The organism is Streptomyces sp. V4I2, assembly GCF_030817655.1.
In the GTDB taxonomy this organism is placed as follows: domain Bacteria; phylum Actinomycetota; class Actinomycetes; order Streptomycetales; family Streptomycetaceae; genus Streptomyces; species Streptomyces plumbiresistens.
In genome coordinates this window covers 8,357,672-8,382,844 of the sequence record NZ_JAUSZM010000003.1, presented here as the reverse complement: position 1 = coordinate 8,382,844, position 25,173 = coordinate 8,357,672, and the positions used below count along the sequence as shown (strand labels likewise).

Sequence of the window (25,173 nt, the reverse complement as noted above, 5' to 3'; positions counted from 1 at the left end):
CCGGGGGCTGAGGATGGCCTTTGCCCACCGCTCGTCTCGGTTGGCCGAGAGGTGAGCGTCGTTCTGGGGGCTGGGCTGCGCCCCTAGCGGGTGGCCGACCGGTCGGCCGAGGGGTGACGGTGGTCGGTCGGAAGGTGGGCGCTCCCGCAGTCGCGCACGGCGGCAAGGGGACGTGTCGGGGGGTGTCCGCCCGCAGCGGTTGGCGCGTCAACGCCAGTACCTCAACAAGGAACCGATTCCGCGCCGTTCCAAGGACGGACACCCCCCGGCGCGGCCCCGCCCCCACACAACGCAAGGCGCTACGCGCACCCCCACTCAACCCGCACAGGCCGCCGCAGGCATCCCCCGCCCGACCCTCAGCGAGCCCCCGCACCCGTACCCGTACCCGCGAAGTGCTCCCCCACCAGCGACCGCACCACGCCCACATCCCCCGCCATCAACGCGTCCAACAACGCCATGTGCTCGGCCGCGTCTGCCACCAGTTCAGCCGCCCGCCCCCGCGAGCCGGGTCCGCCGACCAGGGGCCACTGGGCGCGGCGGTGGAGGTCCTCGGCGATCTGGACCAGCTGTTCGTTGCCGGAGAGTGCAAGCATCGCGCGGTGGAAGGCGCGGTCGGACTCCGCGTAGGTCGCCGGGCAGCCGGAGGCCGCGGCGCGGACGGTCGCCTCGGCGAGGGGTCGCAGCTCGGCCCAGCGTTCGACCGGCACGGTGCGGGCGAGGCGTAGCATCACCGGGACCTCGATGAGGGACCGGACCTCGGCCAGCTCCCCCAGCTCGCGCCTGCCGCGCTCGACCACCCGGAACCCCCGGTTGGGAACGACCTCGACGGCGCCCTCCAGCGCGAGCTGCTGCATCGCCTCCCGGACGGGCGTCGCGGAGACCCCGAAGCGGTCGCCGAGCGCCGGCGCGGAGTAGACCTCGCCGGGCCTGAGCTCGCCCGCGACCAGCGAGGTGCGCAGGGCGTCGAGGATCTGCCCGCGCACGGAGGACCGCTGGACGGCGGGGCGAGGCCGCGGGATGGGCGTCTCGCTGTGGGTGTGTTCACCGCGGACGGCGCCCGGGGCGGTGCCCCGTTCCCGGTCCACGTCCACGGCCCTGGCCTGCGGCGGCACCCTGACCGCACCCACCGGAGGTTTCCCGGCCCCAGCCCCAACCTCAGCCCCAGCCCCCATCTCGGCGGAGCCCTGCGCACCCTGCATCACGGGGTCCTCCTCCGGACGTGTCGGTACTTCGGGTCATTACGGCGGGTTGTTACTCGTCCGTCAAGCAGATTAGGGCATAACCCGACAGTTCAAATCCCGGACACCCAAGGTAAGGTAAGCCTTACCTACAAGCGATCGCGAATCGGTGGTCCCATATGCCCGTCCCGTCACCCGCCCCCCGCTCGGCCGTCGCGGACGCCTACGCACGCGTCACCGAGGTCCTCCCGGGGCTGACGGTCACGGAACTGACCCCCGACGACCAGGCCCCGAAGGGCGGTGGCTGGGTCGCCGCCACCGAGCTCGCAGAGGGCGGCCCCGGCCTCGAAGGATTCCTGGCCTGGGACGACGCACAGGTACGGCGGGATCACGGCCGCCCCGGCCGCCCGGACGTGATCGCCAGCTTCGGTCTGCACCGGTACGCCTGGCCCGCCTGCCTCCTGATCACCGCGCCGTGGTTCCTGCACCGCCGGGTCCCGCGCTTCCCCGTGACGCATGTCTCGTACGACCGCACCCAGGGCCCCATGTCGTTCGCCGTACGCCCCGACCCCTTCGCCTGCCTGCCGGACGACCCGGCCGCAACGCTGCCCGGCGCCCGTGTCGTCCCCGACGAGGAGGCGCTGCGGGCCGAGGTGCGGGCGGCCGTCGCCGAGCACATGGAACCGGTGCTGGCCGGGTTCGGACCGCGCATGCGCCGCCGCGACCGCGCCCTGTGGGGCATGGTGACGGACGAGATCGTCGAGGGCCTCTGGTACGTCGCCGAACTGCTCGGCGAGAGCGAGCAACGCCGGGCCGAACGCGAGCTGGAGCTCCTGCTGCCGGGATCGACCAAGCCGTACGTCGGCTCGGCGGCCTTCCGCCTGCTGACCGGACCGAACGGCGAGCCGCTGCCCACCCGGGACCGGGCGAGCTGCTGCATGTTCTACACACTGGAGCCCGAGGACACCTGCGTCACCTGCCCACGCACCTGCGACGCGGAGCGGATCGCCAAGCTGACGGCGGCCGCGGCCAGTTGAGGCACCCTCAGCTCAGGACGGCATCACCCGTCCCGTAGGATCACTCGCGACTGAGACGCCCACCCGGTTACAGGCAATTCACAACTTCCTCACACCTCGCAGGAACTTTCCGCGGAACCACCCGTACGGGTAGTCTTATTCGAACTCAACTCCCGCCCCTCATGCGGCAGTTCGAGCAGAACGCCGCCCTGGGCATCCCCTTGCACTTCCTTGGCGGCCTCTTGCCCCGAAAACGCCTGAGGGCCGTTGGGATTGGGCCACTATGGCGGGCGTTACGCCCTATCCCAATGCAAGGGACCCCAGATGAGACTGACCGACATATCGCTGAACTGGTTGCTTCCGGGCGCCGTACTGCTCCTGGGCATGCTGGCGGCGGTTGCGGTGCTCGCGCGTGGCAAGCGCACCTCGGGGAAGGACGCGAGCGCGGACGACTCGTGGGAGCGCAGCGAGGAGCGCCGCAGGCGCAAGGAGGCCATATACGGCACCGCCTCCTACGTGCTGCTGTTCTGCTGTGCGGCGGTGGCGGCCGCGCTCTCCTTCCACGGCCTGGTCGGCTTCGGCCAGCAGAACCTCAACCTGTCCGGCGGCTGGGAGTACCTGGTCCCGTTCGGCCTCGACGGTGCGGCGATGTTCTGCTCCGTGCTCGCGGTGCGCGAGGCCAGCCACGGTGACGCGGCGCTCGGCTCCCGGATACTCGTATGGACGTTCGCCGGCGCGGCGGCCTGGTTCAACTGGGTGCACGCGCCCAGGGGCATCGACCACGCGGGCGCCCCGCAGTTCTTCGCCGGCATGTCGATGTCGGCGGCCGTGCTGTTCGACCGCGCGCTGAAGCAGACCCGCCGGGCCGCCCTGCGCGAGCAGGGCCTGGTGCCGCGGCCGCTGCCGCAGATCCGCGCCGTCCGCTGGATGCGCGCCCCGCGCGAGACGTACAAGGCGTGGTCGCTGATGCTCCTGGAGGGCGTGCGCAGCCTGGACGAGGCGGTCGACGAGGTCCGCGAGGACAAGCGCGAGAAGGAAGCGGCCCGCATGCGGCGCCGCGACAAGGAGCGGGTCGAGCGCGCGCAGCTCAAGGCGATCAGCCGGGGCCACCGCGGATTCGCCGGCCGTGGCCGGCAGTTGGAGGCGCAGGCGACCCTGGAGCGCGGGCCGTCGGACCGGGCTTCCGCGGAGCCTGCCATATCGCCGGAGCAACTGCCCGTACGCCAGCGGCCCTCCCTCGAGCCCGTCCGCAGCGGTTCTGACCCCATCACCGTCGACCTCACCGCGGAGGACGACACAATGGCCCTGCCGCGTCTGGACTCCCTGGAGCGCAAGCTCAAGGACCTTGAGCAGCAGTTCGGCTAGAAGCAACGCGCATACGGGACGGGGTGCGGCTCACACGAGCCGCACCCCGTCCCGTTTCAGGCGACGCCCGCGTCCAGCTCGAACCACACCGCCTTCCCCACCCCGTGCACCCGCACGCCCCACGCGTCCGCGAGGGACTGCACGAGGACCAGGCCCCGGCCGTGCGTACCGTCGTCGGGGTTCGGTACGCGCAGTCTCGGTCTGCGGGAGACGAAGTCCCGCACCTCCACCCTCAGGCCACGCGGTCCGACGGTGGCCGTCAGCAGCGCGTCGTGGTCGGTGTGGATGATCGCGTTGGTGACGAGTTCGCTGGTCAGCAGTTCCGCGACCTCGGCCCGTCCGGGCCTGCCCCAGTGCCGTAACAGCTCGCGCAGTGCTTTGCGCGACTCGGGCACCGCCCCCAGGTCCGCCCGCCGCAGCCTGCGTTTGAGCTGCGGCGCCCGCGCCTCTTCCATGGCGCTGTCGGCCTTGTCCTCCACTGTGTCCGCCGAGAAGGCCCCTGTCGCGATGGGACCGCCTCCTCGTGCCTGCCTCTTCATGACCCCCGCCCGCGTGCCGATGTCGGTTCCCCTCCTGCTCGAACACGTTCACGAGGATCCATGCCCCGTGGGGCACCTGACAGTCATGTCGAATCGTCAACGACCAGGTGTTCGGCCATATTCGGGGCCTTGCGCCACCACGGATGCGGTGCTCCCGGCCGGGTGGATGACTCCTGGACCGAGCCCTCCGAGCCGCCGAGGAGCCGTCGTGCACGACGACCGAACGCCGGTGGAAGCCCGCCCGGCACGCGCCCTGCGCCGGTTCGTGCGGCCCGCCCGGTACGCGGCGCGCGTGCCGCTGGTCCCGTCCGTGTGACACGTGCCGGGCGAACCGGTGCCGGTGGACCAGGCCCTGCAGGCCGCCCACGAGCCGTTCACGACCGGCACGGTGTGGGGAAAGCCCTGGTCGACGAGCTGGTTCCGGTTGGAGGGCCGGTGCCCGAGGATTGGGCGGGCCGGCGCGTCGAGGCGGCCGTGATCGACCGCGGGTTCACGGGCGAGCGGCCCGGCATCCAGGCGGAAGGGCTGCTGTACGACACGGCGGGCGTGCCCCTGAAAGGGATTCACCCGCGCAACCGCCACCTCCCGGTCACGTCCCCGGCGAGCGGAGGCGAGGGGGTGCGTCTGCTCCTGGAGGCGGCCGCCAATCCGGCCGTCCTGCACGGCTTCGAGCCTACGCAACCGGGTGACGTCCTGACCGCCGGCGATGGGCCCATCTACCGATTCCGCTCTGCCGACCTCGCCGTACTCGACGAACAGGTGTGGCAGTTGGTCCTCGACGCCGAAGTGCTGTCGCAGCTGATGCACGAGCTGCCCATGGACCGGCCCCGCCGGCACGAGGTCCTGCACGCTGGAGGACATGCTGGACGCTCTCGACCTGTACAAGGTCTCCGGTACGGCGGGTGCCGTCCGGGCCGCCCTGACGGACGTGCTGTCCCGGCCCGCGGCGGCGAGCGCCCACCGGATCTGGGCGGCCGGGCACGCCCACGGCAACGTTCCCCCAGCTCGCGAAACTGGCCGGAATCCGCTGGTTCCTCACCCCGCACCCCGGCGGCCTGGGCACGACCGTATGGCTGACGCCGCTGCGCGCCCCGCACGGGGACGCGGTCGCGGTCGCGGAGGGGCTGGCCCTGAACCTGCCCCTGCGGGCGGGCGCGGGCCGAGCTGACGCCCGGATTCGCCGTGTCCCGGGCCGAGGTGACCGACCTTCTGGAACGGCCGCTGCACGAATCCCCCCTGGATTTCGAGCTGCGGCCGTTCCAGATCCTCACGCTGCGGCTACGGCCGGCGTGAGGCGCTGTGCTGTCCCGGCGACGCCGGGGGCCGCCCGCCCGACCCCCGTGCGGGAGGGCGGCCCCGGTCTGCGGCGGTCGTGCGGTCAGTAGAGCTTGTTCACCGCCGTGACGGTCGTCTTCTTGAATGCCTTCACCGGCGCGTCACCGAAGCCGCCCAACTGCGCCCACTCCACGACGGTGACGGCCCTGCCGTCCCGCCCGACGGAGAGGAGCCGGATGTCCGAGGCACCCCATGACGTGACGGTGTGCAAGCCGTGCACGCGGGCGCCCTCCTCGACGGGCAGGGTGCCGTAGGCCTTGTACGCGGCTTCCGTCTCAGGGTCGGCCTTCTCGACGCGCGTCGCGCAGGAGCGGATCTCCTTGTTCAGACGCGTGGCGAGCGCCTTGGCCTTCGCGGCGGAGCCGACGACCACCGTGAGCTGCCGGGCGTTGGTGTCGAGTTCCGTGTGGAAGGCGCGGTACCGGGAGTCGTAGGCGAGGAGCGCCTCCTCCAGACAGGGCCGCAGCTCGTCCGGAACGCCGTCGGTGACCTTGCCCGCGGTCCAGGAGGACGTGGGATGCGGGGGGAGTTGTGCGGCCGCGAGGAATCCGGGCGCGGGGGCGGTCTTCATCGCAACGGCCTTGGTCGTGGCGGTCTTCGTCGCCGCGGCCGGTGCCGGTCGGGCATCGGCCTGTACGGCGAGTGCTGCGCCGAGCGTGAGGCCCGTGATAGCCAGTACGGTGAGCGCGCCTGCTCGGAGGTGCTTGGGCATGGGTGTCCCCCGTGGACGAGTGCATGGGTGTGGAATGCGCCGCCAGGACGCCGGATGGTCGGTCCGGCGGTCGTCGGTGCGACACCAAGAGCATCAGCGGTCACAGCGGACGGGCGCAACAGGGGACGGTCGATTCGCCATGGTGGAACCGTCCCAGCCCTTCTGACGTGCAGGTACATGGAGTGCCTGGGATACGGATCCGGGACGGACGGGGGAACGGTGTCGGCACCACGGGACGAGGTCGGCGAGTTCGCGGCGCTGCTGACGCGGCTGAAGGAACGGACGGACCGCAGTTACGGTTCGCTCGCCCGCCGCCTGAACATGAACACCTCCACGCTGCACCGCTACTGCGCCGGCGAGGCGGTCCCCCAGGACTTCGCCCCCGTCGAACGGTTCGCTGCCCTGTGCGGGGCGACGGCGGAGGAACGGCTGGAGCTGCACCGGCTGTGGCTGCCGGCGGTGGCGGCACGGCAACGGCCGCGGGCGGCGGCTACGGAGACTGGGCCGGCGGAGGCCGCCGCGGCGGACGGTGACACGTCGCACCCGGCGCAGGAGCCGGCCGAGGGTGCGGACAGCGAGCTCGCGCCTCCGGCGAGCGAAGCTCCCGCTCCCCCGCTGCGCCACCCCTGGTACCGCCGTCGACGCACCTTGGTGTCCGCGGCCGTCGCGGCGGTGCTGGTCGTCACGCTGGGCAGCATCTCGGCACTGCCGTCCGGTTCGCCGGAGGCGGACGACTCCGCGCAGTCCTCGCACGGCCCGTCCGGTACGACCGCGCCGGGCACCCCGGGCCGCCACCACTCCTCGGCCACCTCACCGAGCCCCTCGACCACCACCTCCGGCTCCCCCTCGGCCAAGGGCACCGAAGGCACCGAAGGCACCGGGTCGCAGCCCTCCAAAGACCCCCATCAGAGCCGCAGCCCCTCGGGAAGCCACCAGCAGGACGGCCCAGGCACGCCCTCCGTCCCCCTCACCTGGACCGCCGACTCCCAGGTCTGGGCGCTGGGCTGCGGCCACGACTACGTCATCGCCAAGCCGCCCGCCGAGGTTCCCCCGCCGCCCGCCCCGCAGGACGCCGGCACCTGGGCCGGCACCCAGAACGCGGTGCACGGGCGTGACACGAACGTACGGATCTCGGTGCAGGGTCGGACCTCCACGGCCGTGGTCCTGGAGGCCCTGCGGGTACGGGTCGTCGGCCGCACCGACCCCGCCGTCGGCACCGCCTACTCCATGGACCAGGGCTGCGGCGGCGCCGTCACCCCCCGCTACTTCGACGTCGACCTGGACATCGACCGCCCCATCGCCCGCCCCGTCGCGGGCAACGACACGGGCACCCCGATCCCCGCCATGCGCCTGCCGTACCGCGTGTCCGCCGAGGACCCCGAAGTCCTGCTGGTCACCGCGAAGACCGAGGGCTGCGACTGCCGCTGGTACCTGGAGCTGGACTGGTCCTCCCAGGGCCGTACCGGCACGGTCCGCATCGACGACGACGGCCGCCCGTTCCGGACCAGCAGCATCAAGGGGCTGCCGCGCTACTGGTACGACGTCTCGCGCCAGTGGGTGGAGAGGACCGACTGAGGCAGGGGGCGTACGTGCGGACGCCGTCACGCCTCCCACACGGCGGCCGCCGTACGGTCGTCCGCGTACCCCTTGACCCTGACCTGGGCGTCGGCGAGGAACTCGGCGAGGCCGGGCGGGGTGGGGCCGGACCATCGGCCGGTGAGATATCCGCACAGCTCGGGTTCGCCGCGCAGCGGCTCGGCGAGGCCGCCGGTGCACATCAGGAGCGTGTCACCCGGACGGGCCACGGAGGCCCGGAAGCGGAAGGGTTCGCGGGGCGGCTCGGGGGCGGGTTCGTACGGGCTCGGGGGTGTCGGGATGCCGAGGTCCATGGTGAGGCGGTCGCCCTCGGGGGTCTCGGCGGGCAGTGAGCCGAAACCGACGACCGGCTCGCCGGGGACGTCGAGGACCCGCGGTTCGATGTCCTGCCACTCGCCGTCGCGCAGCCGGAACAGTCCGCCCGCGCCGACGCCGAAGAAGACGCGCGTACGGCACTCGGGGTCGGCGGGCAGGAGCAGACAGCGCAGGGCGGCGGCGTACTCCTCCGGTTCGATGCCCTGCTCGGCGGCGCTGGCGCGGAGTTTCCCGAGGCTGCGGTCGGTGAGGCGGTGCAGACCCGACTTCAGGTCGCCGCGCCGGCCCGCCCTTATGTCCTCGGCGAGCCGGGCGTGACTGCGCCCCACGGCCCGCCCGATCCAGTGACACGCCTCGGCTGCCGCACGGTGCGCACCCGGCGTGGCGCGCGCGCCGGTCGCCATCGCGACGAGGACGAGCGCGTGCTCCCCGGTCCCGAAACGGGCGGTGAGCAGCGCATCCCGCCGGGGCTCACCCCGGAACCGGGCGGAGTCTCCCCGCACGGAGGCCGCCCGCAACGTGGAGGCCCCGTACCGGGCACCGTCCAGCACGGTGTCCGCCACCAGATCGTCGAGGTCGTCGGGATCCGCCGGCGGCAACGCGGTGGGCTCGGCCTCGTAGGTGGGCGGCCCGGAGCCCACATGGCCGACGGGGTCGAGCGGGAGGGCGGGAAGGTCGACCCGGGTGGGAGTACGAGAGCTGGACGGATCTGCCGGCGGATCTGCCTCAGGGCCGGTGTTCCGGGCGTCCCCTGCGCTGGCGGACGAGGCGAGGGGGGCGCCCTGAGGCGGAGCGGATGTGCCGGTGGAGGGCGGCCCCCAGGGTTCCTCCTGCGGCGCGAGGCCCGCCGAGCCCGGGGCGTCGGCCGCGTCAGCGGGGCCCGCGGCCGCCCCGGGCTGACCGTCAGATCCAACGCCAGCAGGCTCCCATGAAGGCCGACGCGGCACGCGGTCTGCCGAGCCCGGGGCGCCCGCCGCCTCCGCAGGACCCGCGACCGACGCAGGCCGACCGTCAGGTCCAACGGCAGCAGGCTCCCATGGAGGCCGACCGTCAGGTCCGGCCGGGCCGCCGGCCCCCTCGGCGAGCGGGGCGGCTGCCCCGTCTCCGGCGGATGCGTCAGGCCATCCGCCCTGCTCGGGCCCGACGTCGACGCCGGGCGCGCCGGAGGGGGCGGGGCGTGGCGGCTCCCAAGGGGCGGCGGCGCGTTGCGGAACTGGGCCGGCGGTGCCCCGTAGCCCGCTCTGCTCCGGCTCGTCGTCGACGCCCCGCACAGCGGCCTCGGTGTCCCCGCGTGCGGGGGGAGGTGTGGGCGGAGGGGGCCCGAAGGGCGGAGGCGGCGGAGGGGGTGCGGACGAGGGCCGGGGGGGTGGGTCCGGGGGCGTCCGTGAGTCGGGGAAGGTCGTCGTGGGGGTCTCCATGGAGGCGCGGCCAGGGGACCCTGGCCCTGGCGCCGCACGTCCCCACGGTGACGGCTGCTCGGCGAATCCCGGCGGCTTCGGTCCGGGCGGGAAGGTCGCGGGCCCCGTGGGCAGATCGGGCGGCGGCTCCCACGGAGCGCGCTGCCCAGCGAACTCCGAGTGCCGCGGCACGTCCAGCGGCCCGGCGTCACCGGCTCGCGGCGCGGGAGCCTCGCCGTCCGAGGCGTCACCGGCACCGGACGCCGGCGCGGAACCCCCACCACCCGAGGCATCTCCGACACCCGACCGCAGCGCGGGAAGCCCATCCTCAGGGACATCACCGGCATCCCACTGCGGCGCCGGAACCGCGTCCTCCGCGACGCCCGCCGTACCGGGACGTGGCGCCGGGATCCCGCCCTCGGTGCCGCCCCGAGCGGCGGCGCGTCCCTCCACCGTCCCTGCCGCCGAGGCGAACCGGTCGTCCAGTGAGTCGGGCGTGGCCGTGGGGCCCGTGTCCTCGGTGGTGTCGTCGTACAGCTGCCCCCACCAGTCGATCTCGTGACCGCTGGGCTTTCCCCCCTGCTGGCTCATGCCCCTAATTGTCCACCGCGGGAGCGGTATGAAAACGGGGCATCCGGAAAATCCGGCGCCCATACCACCCCTCGAACGGCGTGTCGAGCGAGTCGTCGAACGGTCGTAGGCAGGACGTCGCCGGGCTGACCGACGCGAGCGTCGCCGAACAGCTCGACCTCGGCCTCAGGACCGTCCGGCACCCGGCGCGGGAACGGGCCTGGTCAGCGGCCCGTGAGTGGCCCTGGTCGGCCTCGCTGACCTGCGTCTTCGCTCGTCCTCCGGCACTCTGGACAGATGGGCGTGGTGGACCTCCTGCTGGTCGGCCTGGTCATTCTGCTGGGTGTGGGCGGAGTGCTGGTGCCCGGTGTGCCGGGTTCCTGGCTGGTGTGGGCCGCGGTCATGTGGTGGGCGCTGAAGGATCCGCAGCCGCTCTCCTGGGCCGTCCTGGTGTGCGCCACCGTCGCCCTGTTCCTCTCCCAGGTGGTGCGCTGGTCCCTGCCGCCCCGACGGCTGCGGGCGAGCGGCGCGACCGCTCGCATGGGTGTGTACGCCGGCGTGGGGGCGTTCGCCGGCTTCTTCCTGATCCCCGTCCTCGGCGCGATCCCCGGCTTCATAGGCGGCATCTACCTGTACGAACGGCTCCGGCTCGGCCGCCACGGCGAGGCGATGGCGGCCCTGCGGACGGCGATGCGCTCGGGCGGCTCCAGCGTGCTGACGGAGCTGTTCACCTGCCTGCTGATCATGGGAGCGTGGCTGGGGGCGGTGCTGTGGGGCTGAGTCCGGCGTCCGCCGCGAACGCCTCCGGGCGGCGCCGCGGCCGTCGTAGGTCCCCGGAACCAGGACGAGGGTCCGATGCGCCGGGCAGGCCCGGAGTGCTTGGCTGACTGCCATGACCGAATTCAGCGAGGCCGAGCGCGCGTACCTCAGGTCCCAGCGCCTGGGACGACTGGCCACCGTCGACCCGCACGGCCAGCCCCAGGCCAACCCGGTCGGCTTCCATCCGCGGCCCGACGGGACCATCCTGGTCGGCGGCTACGCGATGGGCCGCACCAAGAAGTGGCGCAACCTGCTGAAGAACCCGAAGGTCGCCCTGGTCGTCGACGACATCCTCAGCTTGAAGCCGTGGAAGGTGCGCGGCATCGACATCCGCGGCGAGGCCGAACTCCTCACCGGCCCGCACGACTTGGGTCCGCACTTCAGCGAGGAGGTCATCCGCATCCATCCGCGGCGGATCCACAGCTGGGGACTGGAGGACGACGCCTAGCCCCAGCCCTGTCCCGCCGCGGGACGCCCTTCGAGAGCGAGCAGCCTCGTCTTGCGTTCCAGTCCGCCCGCGTACCCCGTGAGTGATCCGTCCGCCCCGATCACCCGGTGGCAGGGCCGCAGGATCAGCAGCGGGTTGGCGCCGATCGCGCCGCCGACGGCCCGTACGGCGGCCCTGGAGGCGCCGATGCGGGCGGCGATCTCGCCGTACGTCGTGGTCGCGCCGTAGGGGACGCTGTCGAGGGCGGCCCAGACCTGCTCTCGGAAGGTGGTGCCCTCGCCGCGCAACTCCAGGCTGAACTCCTTGAGTTCACCGGCGAAGTAGGCGGTGAGCTGCTCCCCGGCCTCGCGGAAGAGATCCGGGTCGTGGTGCCACCCCGCCTGGACGCTACGGCCGTTCTTCTGGCCGGGGACGGAGAGCGAGGTCAGCACGCCGCTCGGGTCGGCGGTGAGGAGGAGTTGCCCGACCGGGCTGTCCAGCGTGGCGTAATGCGTGTCGGCGGTCATCAGTACTCCAACTCCCCTGCTGCACGCAGGTGTTGCAAGGCGTATGAGCGCCAGGGGCGCCAGGTGTCGGGGATGTGCGAGCCGGGTGGGGCGGCGTCCGGGTCGCCCAGGGCCCGGGTGCGGACGGCGGCGACGGTACGGGCGTTCAGACCGGGCACGGCGAGCAGGGCCGCCTCGGCGTCGTCGCGGTCGGCGCCCGGGTCCAGTCGTACGGCGCCGTCGGCCAGGGCGGTGGTGAGGGCGCCCAGGGTGCCGTGGGGTTCGGCCCCGGCGAGGACGGCCGGTTCGGGGAACAGGTGGGTGAGGCTGCCGCAGGGGGCGTCCAGCGTCTTGCCGTACCGCTGGACCAGCCGCTCCGCCTCGGCCCGCCCCACCAGCGCCCGCACCGCGAGCTCCTCCGGGTCGGCGGCGCCCGGCGACCGCAGCCCCGGCCGGGCGGCGACCAGCGGGGCGAGCCGTGCGTCGGCGCCGAGCCGTTCGTCGACGGCGTACGGGTCTGCGTCGAGGTCGAAGAGCCGTCGCAGCCGCTGTACGGCGGTGGTCAGGTCGCGGGGGTCGGTGAGGTGGAGGCGGGCGTCCAGCCAGCCGCCCGGATGGGCGCCGGACGTGCACCTCGCGGCGCCGGGCCGCTCGTCGACGGCGACGATCCCGGTGCCGTGCGGCAGGCGCAGGGTACGGCGGTACGTGCGTCGCCCGCGCGGCCCGCCGACCTCCTCCACACCCGCCACCGCCTCGGCCGCCAGCAGGTCGAAGACGGCCGTGGACTGGTACGGCCCCCGGTGCGCGAGCCGCAGCGGGATCCCGGCGTCCGGGGTGGCCGTACGGCGGGCTGCCCGGCCGCCCTGCGGAGCGGCGGCCCGCAGCTCGCTGGGCGTCGAGGCGTACACCTCCCGCATCGTCTCGTTGAACTGCCGCACGCTGGCGAAGCCGGACGCGAACGCGATCTGGGTGACCGGCAGGTCCGTGGTCTGGAGCAGGACGCGTGCGGTGTGCGCCCGCTGGGCCCGGGCGAGGGCGACGGGCCCGGCGCCGAGCTCGGCGGTGAGCTGCCGCTGGACCTGCCGGGCGCTGTAGCCGAGCCGCGTGGCGAGCCCGGCGACGCCCTCCCGGTCGACGACACCGTCGCCGATCAGCCGCATCGCCCGCCCCACCACGTCCGCCCGTACGTTCCACTCGGCGGAGCCGGGCACGGCGTCCGGCCGGCACCGCCGGCAGGCCCGGAACCCGGAGCCCTGCGCGGCGGCGGCCGTCGCGAAGAAGCGGACGTTGTGCCGCTTCGGCGTCACGGCCGGGCAGCTGGGCCGGCAGTAGATGCCGGTCGTCTCGACGGCGAAGAAGAACTCGCCGTCGAACCGCCCGTCCCGGCTGCGGACCGCCTCGTACCTGGTGTCCTCGTCCATCACGTCATCCAGTGTGGGCCAGGACCGGGCCCGCGGCTGGCGGAAATCGGACACCGAGCTGCCCCTCAGTGCCCCTTGGCCCGCCCCACGCCCGTCTCCTTACGCCCAGCGCCCCCTCTTCGCCTCCATCGCCGCCTTCCCCTGCGCTCCCTTCCGCTTCCAGTCCCGTTTGATCTCCGCGCGCAGCCGCGCGTCGGTCTTGGCGACGATCCGCTGGTTCTCCCGGATGAGCTTGCGGTAGCTGTCCAACCGCCGCTCGGGCAGCACACCGTCCTCGATGGCCGCCAACACCGCGCACCCCGGTTCGCTCTCGTGCGCGCAGTCGTGGAACCGGCAGCGCGCCGCCAGCTCCTCGATCTCGGCGAAGACCTGTCCGACCCCGCTCTCGGCGTCCCACAGGCCGACGCCCCTGAGCCCCGGCGTGTCGATGAGGGCCCCGCTGCCGGGCAGGGCGAGCAGGTTGCGGGTGGTCGTGGTGTGACGTCCCTTGCCGTCCGCGTCCCGGGTGGCCTGTACGTCCATGACGTCCTCGCCGAGCAGCGCGTTCGCGAGCGTCGACTTGCCCGCACCGGACTGGCCGAGCAGCACGGACGTACCGCCGGAGACGACGGCCACCAGGACCTCCAGTCCGGCCCCGTCCAGGGAGCTGACCGGCAGCACCGGCACACCCGGCGCGGTCGTCTCGACGTCCTCGACGAGATGCCCGAGCGTCGCCGCGTCCGGCACGAGGTCCGCCTTGGTCAGCACGACGACGGGCTGCGCCCCGGACTCCCACGCCAGCGCGAGGAAACGTTCGATGCGCCCGAGATCGAGTTCGACGGCCAGCGACACGGCGACGATCGCATGGTCGACGTTGGCCGCGAGGATCTGCCCCTCGGACCGGTTGGAGGAGGTGGAGCGCACGAAGGCCGTACGGCGTGGCAGATACGTCCGTACGTAGCGCGGGTTGCCCGCGGGCTCGACGGCGACCCAGTCGCCCGTGCACACGACCCGCATCGGGTCGTTCGGGGTGACGAACGCGGTGTCCGCGCGGACGATCCCGTCGGCGGTGACCACGTCGCACTGCCCGCGGTCGACCCGGATCACCCGCCCGGGCAGCAGCCCTTTGGGCTCGTGGGGGGCGAACTCGTCCGCCCATGCGTCGTCCCAGCCGTAGGGAGCGAGCGCGGAGAAAACAGACGAGGGAGATGAGGGAGATGAGGCAGAGAAAGCTGCGCTGGAAGTCAAGGGTGACCCTTCACAAGGGCGGCCCCGGCACGCGTGCACAGGCACACGGAGTTGCGGATTCGTCAGCCGGCGGCCACGGAGGTGGACTTGATGAACTCCTGGATGAGGGCAGCGCCCATCTCAAAGACAGCCATCGGTCGACACCTCCTTCGACATCACACGCTCGACGACTCCCGCTCGACAACACACGCTCGGCAGGAACACGCACACCGTAGCCGGGGCCCCCTCGGCCCCGTCAACCGAATTGACCGACCTGCTGGACGATCACGTCCCCGTCAGGCCTTCGTGCAGCTCTGCCCGTTCAGCGTGAAGTCGTACGCCGGCGAGTTCTTCCCCCGCCAGGACGCGAGGAAGCCGAAGGCCAGGCTGCCGTCCGCGGCGACCGTCTTGTTGTAGGCGGCGGCGGTGGCGGTGACGCGGGAGCCGTTCTGGGCGAAGCTCGCGTCCCACATCTGGCCGACCTCCTGGCCGTCCTTGAAGGCCCAGGCGACGCGCCAGGAGTCGAGGGCGCGTTCGGTGGTGACGGTGACGGTGGCCTGGAAACCGTCGGGCCACTCCCCGACCACGTCGTACTTGACCCGGCAGGCCGCGGGTTCGCTCGTGCCCGGATCCGGTTCGGGGCCGCCGGGGGCGGTGGAGGAGGTCGTGCCCTGGGGGGTGGCGCCCGGGTTCTGCCCGGTGGACGCCTGGGAGGTGCCGCTCGGCGAGGCGGTGGCCGTCGGCTCCGGGGAGGCGGACTGCTCGTCGGCGGACGGGACGGACGAGCGCGGGTCGGCCACCGGCTGGCGGTCGGCCGAGTCGCCGGGCGACGCGGCGCCGTTGTCGGTGCCGGCGCCCGGCATCATCGAGACGGCCAGCGCCAGCACGGAGACCAGGACGGCCGCGACGAGGAGGCCGTTGCGCACGACGCGTGCCTTGTGGGCGCCCGGGTTCGGCGGCCCGACCTCGCCGTCCGCCGGTGCCGGGCGCCCGGCACCGAGGCGGACCTCGGCGGCCCGGCGGCGGCGTTCCAGATAGGCGAGGCCACCCCAGCCGACCACTCCGCCGGCGAGGGCCGAGGGCAGTCCGCCCCCGTGCAGCCGGAGACAGGCGGCTGCCTCCGCGCAGCCCACGCAGCGGGCGAGGTGCCGGGAAAGGTCGTTCGGGGTGTCGGCGGCGGGCGAGCGGGTGACCGCGTCGAGCAGCCGGGCGTAGCTGCGACACTGCGCGTCCATCGGCGTGTCGAGGTGGTTGCGATGGCTGCGGTCCCGGAACAGGCCGCGTACCTGGGTGAGTTCCTCGCCCACGAGGGCCGGGTCGAGGCCGAGCCGGCGGGCCACCACGGTCAGCGGCAGCGCCTCCACCTCGGCCAGCCAGAGCAGGGCCGCGTCCGGTTCCTGGAGGTCGCGCAGGCCGCGCAGGGCGAGCGGGCGCTGCAGCGGGGGGCCGTTGTAGCGGGCGGCCTCCTCGGAGTTGAGCCACAGGCGCAGTTGGGGATCGAGCTGGTGGCCCTGGCCCTGGTTCTCCCAGGCGGCGGCCGTGTTGCGTACGGCGGTCAGCAGCAGCGGGATCCGGGGCAGGCGGGCCGGGCGGCGGCCGGCACTCCGGGCGGGAGCGGACTCCGCGTCGCGGGCTTCGCGCATGCCGAGAGAGAATGCCTCCGTGGCCAGTCGGGTGGCCGCGGTGGAGCCGGACGTGCACAGGTCCGCGTAGGAAAGCACGGCATCCCAGCATTCTGAGAACAGCGCGGCCTCGGCGGCGTCCTGGGGAGTCGGCAGGTCGGGCATGGGTCTCCTGCGTGGACGAGCGAGGTCAACTCGCCATAATGGCAAAGGAGTTGGGGGGAACCTCGCGGGCAGGGGAGAAGTTTTTCACGCCCCCCACACAACTGACAAGCGCCCTGTTCAGATGTCATGACAGAACGGCCGCGCCCCCGCAACTCCAACTCCTGCCCTGTTGTACGGACGCGACCGCCGGATCACTCACCCATACCGTCTATACCGTCGTCGATTCCTCAGCGGGTTCCGCCGCCGGAAGACTGTCCATGAACGAGCTGACGGAGAACACCGCGCGGCCGGGGCCGGGCGGGCCGTAGCCGGGCGGCGAGGCCAGGCCGAAGTCGTCCATGGTGGCGCGGTAGGCCTCGAGCAGCCGGATGTGGTACTCCAGGGGCGCGCCCTGCGGGTTGGCCTTGCCGAGCGGGGTCGTCGGCTCGGGGCACCAGGTGGTGAAGCGGGGCGTGATGCCGTGCGACATGAAGAAGCGCAGGCCCTCGGTGGTGGAGGCGATCGCCTCGTCGACCGTGGTGAAACCGAAGGGCTCGGCCATCTCCACGCCCGCCACGAAGTTGGGGATCACATTGCGCGCGCCGAAGATCTCCGCCGAGTCGAGGATGCGCTTGTGCCACTCGTCGCGGCCGACATAGCGCTCCTTGCCCGGGCAGTACAGCTCGAACAGACGGCGGTCCCACACCTCGTAGTTGGGGTGGTAGATCTGCACGCCGTAGTCCTTGAACCGCTGCACGTCGTCGCGCGGCAGCGCCTGGGCGACGACCTTGCCGATCCACCGCCCCGGGAAACTCTCCTCGATGGCCTTGGCGTAGTGCCCGTAGAAGTCGGCCTCGTCGCGCCCGGCGACCTTCGACGTGATCGCGCCGCCGGTGAGCGTGTAGGCGGTGGACACCTTCGCCGTGTCGTACCGGTCGATGATCTCCAGGGCTTCGAGCACCTCCTCGACGTCCTTGACCCCGGTGTACGGCCGGCCCGCCGCCTTGTGCTGGCGCCAGTTGTGGTTGATGTCGCAGTACTGGCACTCCTCCTTGGCGCCGAAGTACTGGCAGACCCGGAAGACGGTGAGGTAGATCAGATAGCCCCACTGGATGGTCGGGGCGACCTCCATCACCGACTTCCCGCTCGCGAGGGTGTGCCGGTAGTACTCGGGCATCGGCGGCACCCCGACGTCGGAGATCCGCTTCCCGTCGAGGTAGAGCCCGAGTACGCCGTCCTCGTCGGCGGCCACGCGATAGGGCGACGCCGGGTTCACGCGCACCGAGACCACGGTCCGCCGCAGGTCGTACGGCCCGCCCGTGAGGATGATCTCCTCCGGCGGGCGCCGCAGCGCGGCCTCGCCCAGCTCGGGCAGGGTGCCGTGGTCGAAGGAGAAGATGAAGTAGGACTTCGGCTTGACCTCGCCCCCCTCGTTGTCACTGAGGGCAGAGGGATCGAAGGCCACACCACCCCGGAGCAGATCCTCTTTGAAGACGGCTTCCCGCGGTACGTGCGGGAACCGCTCCATCAGATCCTCGACCAGTGCGGTACGGCTGCCCATCCCGTGTCTCCTTCCGGATCGGACGTACGACTCCTCACGGTATGCCGTTACTGAGGGGCTCAGCACCTCTCAGCATTCCCGGTATTTCTGCCGGAAAGGTTCGTAACGGTGTCACCGAAGCGTGTGCACTTCGGTGTCCTGAAGACGATCTCTCGCTTCCTCCTGCCGCTGGTGCGGCAGGGTCGCGCCACCTGCCCGCCCGCCTCGGCCGGTGTTCCGGTCGGGGCGTTGGCGGCGGGTCTTACGGTCGGCTCCACGAGGCTTCGACACGCGTGGCGTGTCCTGGTCTCCGGCCACTCCGGTACCAGTGCTGCAAGCCGCGGCGAGGGCGGCAAGGTTGCGGGACGCGTTCTCATCCCGGTCCATGACCAGGCCGCAGACGTCGCAGGTGAACACTCGGACACGCAGCGGCAGCTTGGCTTTCACCGCGCCGCATGCCGAGCAGGTTTTGGAGGAGGGGTACCAGCGGTCCGCCACCACCGTGGAACAGGCGTTGCGCTGGCCTTTGTAGGTGAGCTGGCGCCGGATCTCTCCGAACCCGGCGTCGGCCACCTTGCGCGCCAGTCGTCGATTGCGCAGCATTCCAGCCACGTTGAGGTCTTCAACCACGACGGTGCCGTACTCGGCCCTGATACGGGTGGTGAGCTTGTGCAGGGCATCGGTGCGTAGGTTTGCCACCCGATGGTGCACCCTATTGCGCTCGGCGTTGGCCTTCTCCCACCGTTTCGACGGCTTCTGGCCTGTCACGGGATCCGGCCCCTGCCGCCGGGAGACGCGGCGTGAATGGAACCGCAGGAGCTTGAGAGCGCCGTCCAGGTACCGAGGGTTCGGCTCGTAGCGGATCTCCCCAGTACTGTCGGCGAGGACAGCCAAGTGCTTCACGCCCAGGTCGATCCCGACTGCCACGTCCGGCCGAACTACACGGGTGATCTCTCGCTTGACCTCCACCTGCAAGGAGACGAACCAGCGTCCGCGTTCGTGCCTGACCGTCGCGGACAGGATGCGGGCCAGGCTAGCCCGAATGCCGACCAGCAGCTTGACCGTTGGTTCATGAGTGCGGATAGTGCCCAGACGGGGGAGGGTGACGTGTCGGCCGTCGAGTCCGACGCGAATGGCACCCGTGGTGAATCGGCAGGCGAGAGGGGCCTTACGCTTCGTCTTCAGACGCGGGACACCCATTTTGGGGCCTTTGCGCTTGCCCTGCTTGGACTTGGCGTAGTTGTCGAACGCAGCGGCCGCGTTCGCCAGGCCGGTGTTGTAGGCCTCCTTGGAGTTCTCCTCCCACCAGTCGGCGAACCGGGGATCAGCGGTCTTGACCTGGTTGAACTCCTTACGTAGCGCGGGCAGCGACCACGGCCGCCACGGCGTCAGTCCATCGTCCCCGACGCCGTAGGAGGCTTCGGCCTTGCGCTGCCACCACGATGCGGTCACCCAGGACACAGCCCAGTTGTAGGCGGTACGGGCGGCACCGCAATGCGATCGCAGCGCACGCTCCTGCCCGACATTCGGGTCGAGGGCGAACTTGTATGCCTGCACAACGAAACCCGACCGCGGCCTGAACTTCCCGCCCACTTGACCGCCTCCCCCGTTCGAAGATCCCCTCACCGCACCCAACGAGCGCGCCACCCGAAGGTCACGCATTCGACGCTCGCCCACCGGTTCCCATCCAGGCGTCGTCGGGCGTTGCCCACAGGGTCCAGGCACGCATGGCATTGCAGACTTTGGCGCGGTAGGCACGTCAGCGGGTCACGCGCCGTCAAGGACCAGGCGGACGTCAAGGACCAGGCGGACGTCTACGTGGAGACGCCATCCCTCGCGGCGAGGGATGGCACCGTCGAAGCATCCTTGCCCACGCTCACGCAACCCGCTCGAGCTCCGACGGGTCCACCTCATACGCCAACTCCCCTCCCGCCACGAGCCGTTCCGCCTCCTCGGCGACCGTCCGGCCGAGGCGGGCCACCTCGTTGCCCTGGGAGCCCGCGAGGTGCGGGGTGACAAAGGCGTTCGGCAGGTCGAGGAGGGGCGAGTCAGCGGGCAGCGGCTCGGGGTCGGTGACGTCGAGGACCGCCGACAGGCGCCCGGTGCGCAGCTCGCCCACCAGGGCGTCGTGGTCGACCAGTCCGCCGCGCGCGGTGTTGACCAGCACCGCCCCGTCGGGCATCAGGGCCAGCTCACGGGCGCCGATCAGGTGCGGGGTCTCGGGGTCTCGGGGGCGTGCAGCGTGACGATCTCGGAGGTGCGCAGGAGGTCGTCCAACGACAGCAGCGGTACGCCGAGTGCGCCGGCCCCGGCCTCGTCGACGTACGGGTCGGTGAGGACGAGGCGCAGGTCGAAGGGGCGGAGCAGTTCGATGAGGCGGCGGCCGATGCGGGAGGCGCCGACGATGCCGACGCGGCGGCCGTGGTTGCCGATGCCGGGGGCGAGGGCGTACTCGGCGACGGGAACGGCGTTGGCCTCGGCCGCCGAGGAGACGGCGATGCCGCGCCGCCACAGCTCGGGCGTGGCGAAGCCCTTGACCGAGCCGGCCTATTAGTGCAACACCGCGCGCAGCTTGGGGGCCGCGTCGAGGACGGCCGTGTCGAGGCGAGGGCAGCCCCAGCCGGTAACGAGGATCTCGGTGCGGGCGAGTGTGTCCCGCACCATGGGGTCGGCGAGGTCCTCCGCCACTAGGTCCGGGTCGATGTCCACGGCTTCCCACAGCCGGGCGAGGACCTCGGGCGGGAAGACGAGCGGCACGTTCTCGGCGGTCATGGCCAACAGTGCCAGGGGACGCTCGGGCAAGGTGGTGGCCCTCCGGTCAGCGAACGCGGTTCGGGTGACATGGTGATGGAAACCGCTCTCTACGTTATGTGGCGGTAAATGAGAGGGGCAACACACAGGCCCTCTCCGGAAAGGACGGCAGGAATGACGGAGACGGTCACCAACTGGGCGGGCAACATCACCTATCTCGCGAAGGAGTTGCACCGCCCGCACTCGCTCACCGCGCTCGGCGACCTCGTCGCCGGCAGTACGAAGGTGCGGGTACTGGGCAGCGGGCACTCCTTCAACGAGATCGCCGAGCCGGGCCCGGGCGGGGTGCTGCTGTCGCTGGCCGCGCTGCCGGCCGAGGTCGACGTCGACACGGCGGCACGTACGGTACGGGTCGGCGGCGGCGTCCGTTACGCGGAACTGGCCCGCCAGGTGCACGCCCACGGGCTGGCGCTGCCCAACATGGCGTCGCTGCCGCACATCTCGGTGGCCGGCTCGGTGGCGACCGGCACGCACGGCTCGGGCGTCGGCAACGGTCCGCTCGCCTCGGCCGTACGCGAGGTGGAGATCGTCACGGCGGACGGGTCGACGGTCGTCATCGGGCGCGGGGACGCGCGCTTCGGCGGTGCGGTGACCTCCCTGGGCGCCCTCGGCGTCGTCACGGCGCTCACCCTCGACCTGGAGCCCTCCTTCGAGGTCGAGCAGCACGTGTTCACCGGGCTCCCCCTCGCCGGGCTGGACTCCGAGACGCTCGAGACGGTGCTGGCGACGGCGTACAGCGTCAGCCTCTTCACCGACTGGCGGGCGCCCGGCTTCCGGCAGGTGTGGCTGAAGCGGCGCACCGACCAGCCGCTGCCCGACTTCCCGTGGGCCGCGCCGGCCGTCGAGAAGATGCACCCGGTGCCGGGCATGCCCGCGGTGAACTGCACCGAGCAGTTCGGGGTGGCGGGGCCGTGGCACGAGCGGCTGCCGCACTTCCGGGCGGAGTTCACGCCGAGCAGCGGCAGCGAGTTGCAGTCGGAGTATCTGCTGCCGCGCCGGCATGCCCTCGACGCACTGTATGCAATCGACAGCATCCGGGATGCGGTCGCCGGTGTACTGCAGATCTGCGAAGTGCGTACCGTCGCCGCCGACGAGCAGTGGCTGAGCCCCGCGTACGGCCGGGACACCGTGGCCCTGCACTTCACCTGGGTCGAGGACACCGCCGCGGTACTGCCGGTCGTGCGGCGACTGGAGGCGGCGCTGGACGCCTTCGACGCACGACCGCACTGGGGGAAGGTGTTCACCGTCCCGGCGGCGGCGCTGCGGTCGCGCTATGCGCGGCTCGGCCACTTCCGGGAGCTGGCGCAGACGCTCGACCCGAAGGGTAAATTCGCCAACGCCTTCCTCCAGGACGCCCTCGGCGCCTGACTTTATAAAGCCCCTTTCCTAACCCCTTGTCGAAAGTCCCCCGCAGCCCATAGCCTTGCGCCGCGCCGGTGCCGACGTCGTCCCGGCACGATCCGAAGGGATGGGACCGGGCCGGTGAAGCGCACATCACGGGACATCCGCACCGCGAACCGCTACGAGGTGCTGCGCCAGATCATCGCCGAGTCGCCCACCTCCCGGCAGGAGCTGGCGGCCGCCACCGGGCTGAGCCTCGCGACGGTCGCCACGCTGGTCGGCGAGCTGCTCGACCTGCGGATGATCACGGAGGTCGGGTTCGAGGACTCGGCGGGTGGCCGCCCCCGGGGTCTCGTGGCCGTCAACGCGTTGGGGGGCGCGTTGATCGGCGTCGACATCGCGGAGACGTACGTCCATGTCGAGCTGTTCGACCTCGCGCTGAATGTCCTGGCCCGGGCCGAGGAGGACGTCCGCCCCGGCGAGAGCCGCCCCGAGCAGGTGGTCGGCCATGTCGCCGCCGCCGTCGGCTCGGTGGTCGCGCAGGCCGGGATCGAGGGCGCCCGGGTGCTCGGCGTCGGCGTGAGCGTGCCGGGGCAGGTGGACCGCGCGACCGGCATCTCGGAGTACGCGCCCAACTGGGACTGGCACGACGTGCCGCTGCTCGACCTGCTCACCGAGCACATCGCCTACCCTCTCTACCTGGACAACCCGCTGCGCGCCTGCGCGGTGGCCGAGCTGTGGTTCGGAGCCGCGCGCGGGCGCGGCAACGCCGTCGTGGTCAACCTCGGCACCGGGGTCGGGGCGGGCCTCGTTCTGGGCGGCGGGCTGCACCGGGGCGTGAGCAACAGCGCCGGCGAGTGGGGCCACACCACGATCGTCCTGGACGGCCGGCTGTGCCACTGCGGCAACCACGGCTGCGTGGAGACGTACGTCGGCGCGCCCGGCATCATGCTGAACCTGCGGGAGCTCAGCCCCCGCAGCACGCTGCTGCACCCGGAGGACCAGACCGCCACCATCGACGCGCTGTCCCGGGGCGTGCTCGCACAGGACCCGGTGGCGCTCAAGGTGGTCCGCGACACCGCCCGTTACCTCGGCGCCGGCATCGCCGACCTGGTCAACCTGTTCAACCCCGAAGTGGTCGTGCTCAGCAGCTGGGTCGCGGCCACCCTCGGCGAACCCCTGCTCGCGGAGGTGCGCGAGGCCGTCGCCCGGCACGCGCTGCCGCGGCCGATGGCCGCCACCGAGATCGTCCTCTCCCCGATCCCCACCGACCCGGTGTGCCTGGGCGCGGCAACGTTCGCGCTCGAGGGGGCGCTGCAGTCCGTCGGGCAGAGGAACGGAAAGAGACGCACCACCCCCGCAAGGAGCCGAACCGCACCACCTTCATGACGACGGAAGGGATGCACGTGACTCACCCCCACCCCAGGAGATCGGTCCTGCTGACAGCCGCAGCCGCGCTCGCTGTCTCCGGGCCCCTGATATCCGCCCCGACCGCCTCGGCCGCCACCCCCACGGTGGCCGAGGTCTCCCCGCACGCCGCCCAGACCATCGACAACATCGGTGCCTCCGGCGCGTGGTGGGTCAACGACCTGAAGAACTTCGACCCGAAGGTCCAGGCGAAGGTCGCGAAGCTGCTGTTCTCCTCCAGCGGTCTCGACCTCAGCAACTACCGCTACAACATCGGCGGCGGCGGCACGGCGGTCACCACGCCCTCCCGCGCCCCCGAGGACTTCCGGAACGACGACGGAACGTACGACTGGAGCAAGGACAAGGGCGGTCGCACCTTCCTGTCCTACGCGGCCAAGTACGGTGTCGAGAACCTGGTCGCGTTCGTGAACAGCGCGCCCGCCGAGTGGAAGACCAACGCCAAGAGCTGCGGCGGTTATCTGAAGGCGGAGAACGAGCAGGACTTCGCGAAGTACATCGCGGACGTCACCGACCACTTCGCGAAGCTGGGCCAGCGGTTCGACCACATCAGCCCCTTCAACGAGCCGACCAACAGCTTCGACAGCTGCGGCCAGGAGGGCATGCTGGTGAACGTCGACCAGCGTGACGACATCGTGCGCGCGCTGGGCGCCGAGCAGGACGCGCGCCGCCAGAAGACCGGCATCATCGCCGACGAGTCGACGAGCACGGTCAAGTTCAACGAGGAGGTCCCGCAGTGGATCTCGCAGCCGGGCACGGCCCAGTACGTCGACAAGCTGGCCCACCACACGTACGACAACCCCAGTGACGCGAACCGGGCGAAGGTCTACGAGACCTCCAAGGCGGCCGGCATCGAGTCCTGGTCGACGGAGATCTGCTGCTTCGGCCAGGGCGGCACCGGCTGGGCTCAGGAGTACGACCCGAGCATCGACGGCGGTCTGAACCTGTCGCGGATCATCTACAAGGACTTCGCGACCGCGCACGACTCGGCGTTCCACTGGTGGGTCGCTCTGTCGGAGATGATCGGCAGCGACCCGTACGCGAAGAACGACGAGGGCTGGAACGACGGGCTGATCTACTACGACCCGGACTACGCCACCAACGGCAACCAGACCCTGTACTACACCAAGCGGTACTACGCGCTCGGCCAGTACAGCAAGTTCGTGAAGCCGGGTTCGGTCGCGCACAACGTGACCGGGCTGCCGGCGGGCGTCGAGGTGTCGACGTACGACAGGAACGGCCAGTGGGTGGCGGTGGTCAACAACCACAACGCCACCGAGACCGCTCTGGATCTGCACTTCAACAGCAAGTCGCCGGTGCGGGTGAGCAAGGCGGTGCGCACGTCGGCCGAGGAGAACTGGGCGAACGTCGCCAAGCCGGCGGTCAAGGGCGGCACGGTCTCCGCGTCGCTGCCGGGCCGCTCCATCACGACGTACGTCCTCGACCAGAAGAGCCACGCCCCGAGCTCGGCGATCACCGGTGCCTGGCAGGGCAAGCAGTCCGGCAAGTGCTTGGCGGCGGACGCCTCGGGCGCGGTGATCGGTGCCTGCACGGGCGGGGCCGAGCAGGTGTGGTCGTACGACGCGAAGGGCCGGCTGAAGGGCGCGAACGGCTTTCTGACGGCGGGGAGTTCGGGACTGGTGGCCGCACCCACGGCCACGGGTGACGCCTCCCAGCAGTGGCTGCTGAACTCCAACGGCCAGGTGGTGAACGAGGGTTCGGGCAAGTGCCTGGACGTCGGCGGTCAGGCGACCGCGGACGGCAGCAAGGTGGGCGTGTACAGCTGCAACGGCGGGGCCAACCAGGCCTGGTCGAAGGTCTGATGCACGGCTGAGAAAGGGGGTGCGGGCCGCTGGTGCGGCGGCCCGCCACCCCGTCATGTCCGGTA

The 25,173-nt window shown here is 71.8% G+C and carries 18 protein-coding genes and 3 pseudogenes; 10 read left to right on the top strand and 11 right to left on the bottom strand.

The genetic code is table 11. From position 1 onward, the window contains the following. Positions 1-356: 356 nt before the first annotated feature. Positions 357-1,202 (bottom strand): GntR family transcriptional regulator, encoded by an 846-nt coding sequence (locus tag QFZ76_RS39315; protein WP_307678135.1) that lies wholly within the window; start codon positions 1,200-1,202, stop codon positions 357-359. A gap of 155 nt (positions 1,203-1,357) precedes the next feature. Here QFZ76_RS39315 and QFZ76_RS39310 point away from each other — a divergent pair, with 155 nt between their 5' ends. Together QFZ76_RS39310 and QFZ76_RS39305 are read left to right on the top strand one after the other, a co-directional pair. Then, positions 1,358-2,215 carry a (2Fe-2S)-binding protein gene (locus tag QFZ76_RS39310; RefSeq protein ID WP_307678134.1) on the top strand — a complete coding sequence of 286 codons (858 nt, stop codon included), beginning with the start codon at positions 1,358-1,360 and terminating at the stop codon, positions 2,213-2,215. A 303-nt stretch (positions 2,216-2,518) separates the two neighbouring features. Then, positions 2,519-3,559: a DUF2637 domain-containing protein gene (locus QFZ76_RS39305; RefSeq protein WP_307678133.1), complete on the top strand. Its 1,041-nt coding sequence runs from the start codon at positions 2,519-2,521 to the stop codon at positions 3,557-3,559. Positions 3,560-3,615: 56 nt separating this feature from the next. Here QFZ76_RS39305 and QFZ76_RS39300 read toward each other — a convergent pair whose 3' ends face one another. Further along, complete coding sequence (locus QFZ76_RS39300) at positions 3,616-4,098, bottom strand: ATP-binding protein (RefSeq protein WP_307678132.1); 483 nt, start codon at positions 4,096-4,098, stop codon at positions 3,616-3,618. 208 nt (positions 4,099-4,306) lie between these two features. Between QFZ76_RS39300 and QFZ76_RS39295 the strand changes: the two are divergent. Next, positions 4,307-5,119, top strand: a pseudogene (locus QFZ76_RS39295) (alpha-mannosidase); the annotation flags it as partial. A gap of 134 nt (positions 5,120-5,253) precedes the next feature. Continuing rightward, a pseudogene (locus QFZ76_RS39290) lies at positions 5,254-5,391 on the top strand (glycosyl hydrolase-related protein); the annotation flags it as partial. An 85-nt stretch (positions 5,392-5,476) separates the two neighbouring features. Here the strand turns inward: QFZ76_RS39290 and QFZ76_RS39285 are convergent. After that, positions 5,477-6,145 (bottom strand): hypothetical protein, encoded by a 669-nt coding sequence (locus QFZ76_RS39285; protein WP_307678131.1) that lies wholly within the window; start codon positions 6,143-6,145, stop codon positions 5,477-5,479. A 177-nt stretch (positions 6,146-6,322) separates the two neighbouring features. On the opposite strand from QFZ76_RS39285, the gene QFZ76_RS39280 reads away from it, so the two are divergent. Further along, complete coding sequence (locus QFZ76_RS39280; protein WP_307678130.1) at positions 6,323-7,720, top strand: helix-turn-helix transcriptional regulator; 1,398 nt, start codon at positions 6,323-6,325, stop codon at positions 7,718-7,720. 26 nt (positions 7,721-7,746) lie between these two features. On the opposite strand, the gene QFZ76_RS51945 is transcribed toward QFZ76_RS39280, so the two are convergent. Beyond that, on the bottom strand, positions 7,747-10,044 hold the full coding sequence (locus tag QFZ76_RS51945; protein ID WP_373464420.1) for a protein phosphatase 2C domain-containing protein: 2,298 nt from the start codon (positions 10,042-10,044) through the stop codon (positions 7,747-7,749). Positions 10,045-10,320: 276 nt separating this feature from the next. Here QFZ76_RS51945 and QFZ76_RS39265 point away from each other — a divergent pair, with 276 nt between their 5' ends. Further along, a complete protein-coding gene (locus QFZ76_RS39265) occupies positions 10,321-10,803 on the top strand; it encodes a DUF456 domain-containing protein (RefSeq protein WP_307678127.1) in 483 nt (160 codons plus the stop codon). Between the two features lie 112 nt (positions 10,804-10,915). Then, the gene (locus QFZ76_RS39260; RefSeq protein WP_307678126.1) at positions 10,916-11,290 is read left to right on the top strand and encodes a PPOX class F420-dependent oxidoreductase; all 375 of its coding nucleotides are present in this window, start codon (positions 10,916-10,918) and stop codon (positions 11,288-11,290) included. Here the strand turns inward: QFZ76_RS39260 and QFZ76_RS39255 are convergent. The 7 genes and pseudogenes from QFZ76_RS39255 to QFZ76_RS39225 all read right to left on the bottom strand — a co-directional run bounded on the left by QFZ76_RS39255 (position 11,287) and on the right by QFZ76_RS39225 (position 20,510). Next, positions 11,287-11,796 carry a methylated-DNA--[protein]-cysteine S-methyltransferase gene (locus QFZ76_RS39255; RefSeq protein ID WP_307678125.1) on the bottom strand — a complete coding sequence of 170 codons (510 nt, stop codon included), beginning with the start codon at positions 11,794-11,796 and terminating at the stop codon, positions 11,287-11,289. The two genes, QFZ76_RS39260 and QFZ76_RS39255, sit on opposite strands and share 4 nt — an antisense overlap. After that, positions 11,796-13,196 (bottom strand): bifunctional transcriptional activator/DNA repair enzyme AdaA, encoded by a 1,401-nt coding sequence (locus QFZ76_RS39250; RefSeq protein WP_307680256.1) that lies wholly within the window; start codon positions 13,194-13,196, stop codon positions 11,796-11,798. Before QFZ76_RS39250 ends, QFZ76_RS39255 begins: the two co-directional genes overlap by 1 nt. A gap of 99 nt (positions 13,197-13,295) precedes the next feature. After that, positions 13,296-14,423 (bottom strand): ribosome small subunit-dependent GTPase A, encoded by a 1,128-nt coding sequence (gene rsgA, locus QFZ76_RS39245; protein ID WP_307678124.1) that lies wholly within the window; start codon positions 14,421-14,423, stop codon positions 13,296-13,298. A 275-nt stretch (positions 14,424-14,698) separates the two neighbouring features. Continuing rightward, positions 14,699-16,189, bottom strand: coding sequence for a cellulose-binding domain-containing protein (locus tag QFZ76_RS39240; protein ID WP_307678123.1), 1,491 nt, complete (start codon positions 16,187-16,189; stop codon positions 14,699-14,701). Between the two features lie 208 nt (positions 16,190-16,397). Next, positions 16,398-17,729: a radical SAM protein gene (locus QFZ76_RS39235; protein WP_307678122.1), complete on the bottom strand. Its 1,332-nt coding sequence runs from the start codon at positions 17,727-17,729 to the stop codon at positions 16,398-16,400. A gap of 111 nt (positions 17,730-17,840) precedes the next feature. Next, on the bottom strand, positions 17,841-19,301 hold the full coding sequence (gene tnpB / locus QFZ76_RS39230; protein ID WP_307678121.1) for an IS607 family element RNA-guided endonuclease TnpB: 1,461 nt from the start codon (positions 19,299-19,301) through the stop codon (positions 17,841-17,843). A 283-nt stretch (positions 19,302-19,584) separates the two neighbouring features. Next, positions 19,585-20,510, bottom strand: a pseudogene (locus QFZ76_RS39225) (hydroxyacid dehydrogenase). 123 nt (positions 20,511-20,633) lie between these two features. On the opposite strand from QFZ76_RS39225, the gene QFZ76_RS39220 reads away from it, so the two are divergent. The 3 genes from QFZ76_RS39220 (at position 20,634) to QFZ76_RS39210 (ending at position 25,108) form a co-directional block, all read left to right on the top strand. Beyond that, entirely contained in the window at positions 20,634-21,887 is a 1,254-nt protein-coding gene (locus QFZ76_RS39220) for a D-arabinono-1,4-lactone oxidase (RefSeq protein WP_307678120.1), read from the top strand. Positions 21,888-22,001: 114 nt separating this feature from the next. Then, complete coding sequence (locus QFZ76_RS39215) at positions 22,002-23,249, top strand: ROK family transcriptional regulator (RefSeq protein ID WP_307678119.1); 1,248 nt, start codon at positions 22,002-22,004, stop codon at positions 23,247-23,249. Between the two features lie 11 nt (positions 23,250-23,260). Beyond that, positions 23,261-25,108 carry a glycoside hydrolase gene (locus QFZ76_RS39210; protein ID WP_307678118.1) on the top strand — a complete coding sequence of 616 codons (1,848 nt, stop codon included), beginning with the start codon at positions 23,261-23,263 and terminating at the stop codon, positions 25,106-25,108. Positions 25,109-25,173 lie beyond the last annotated feature (65 nt).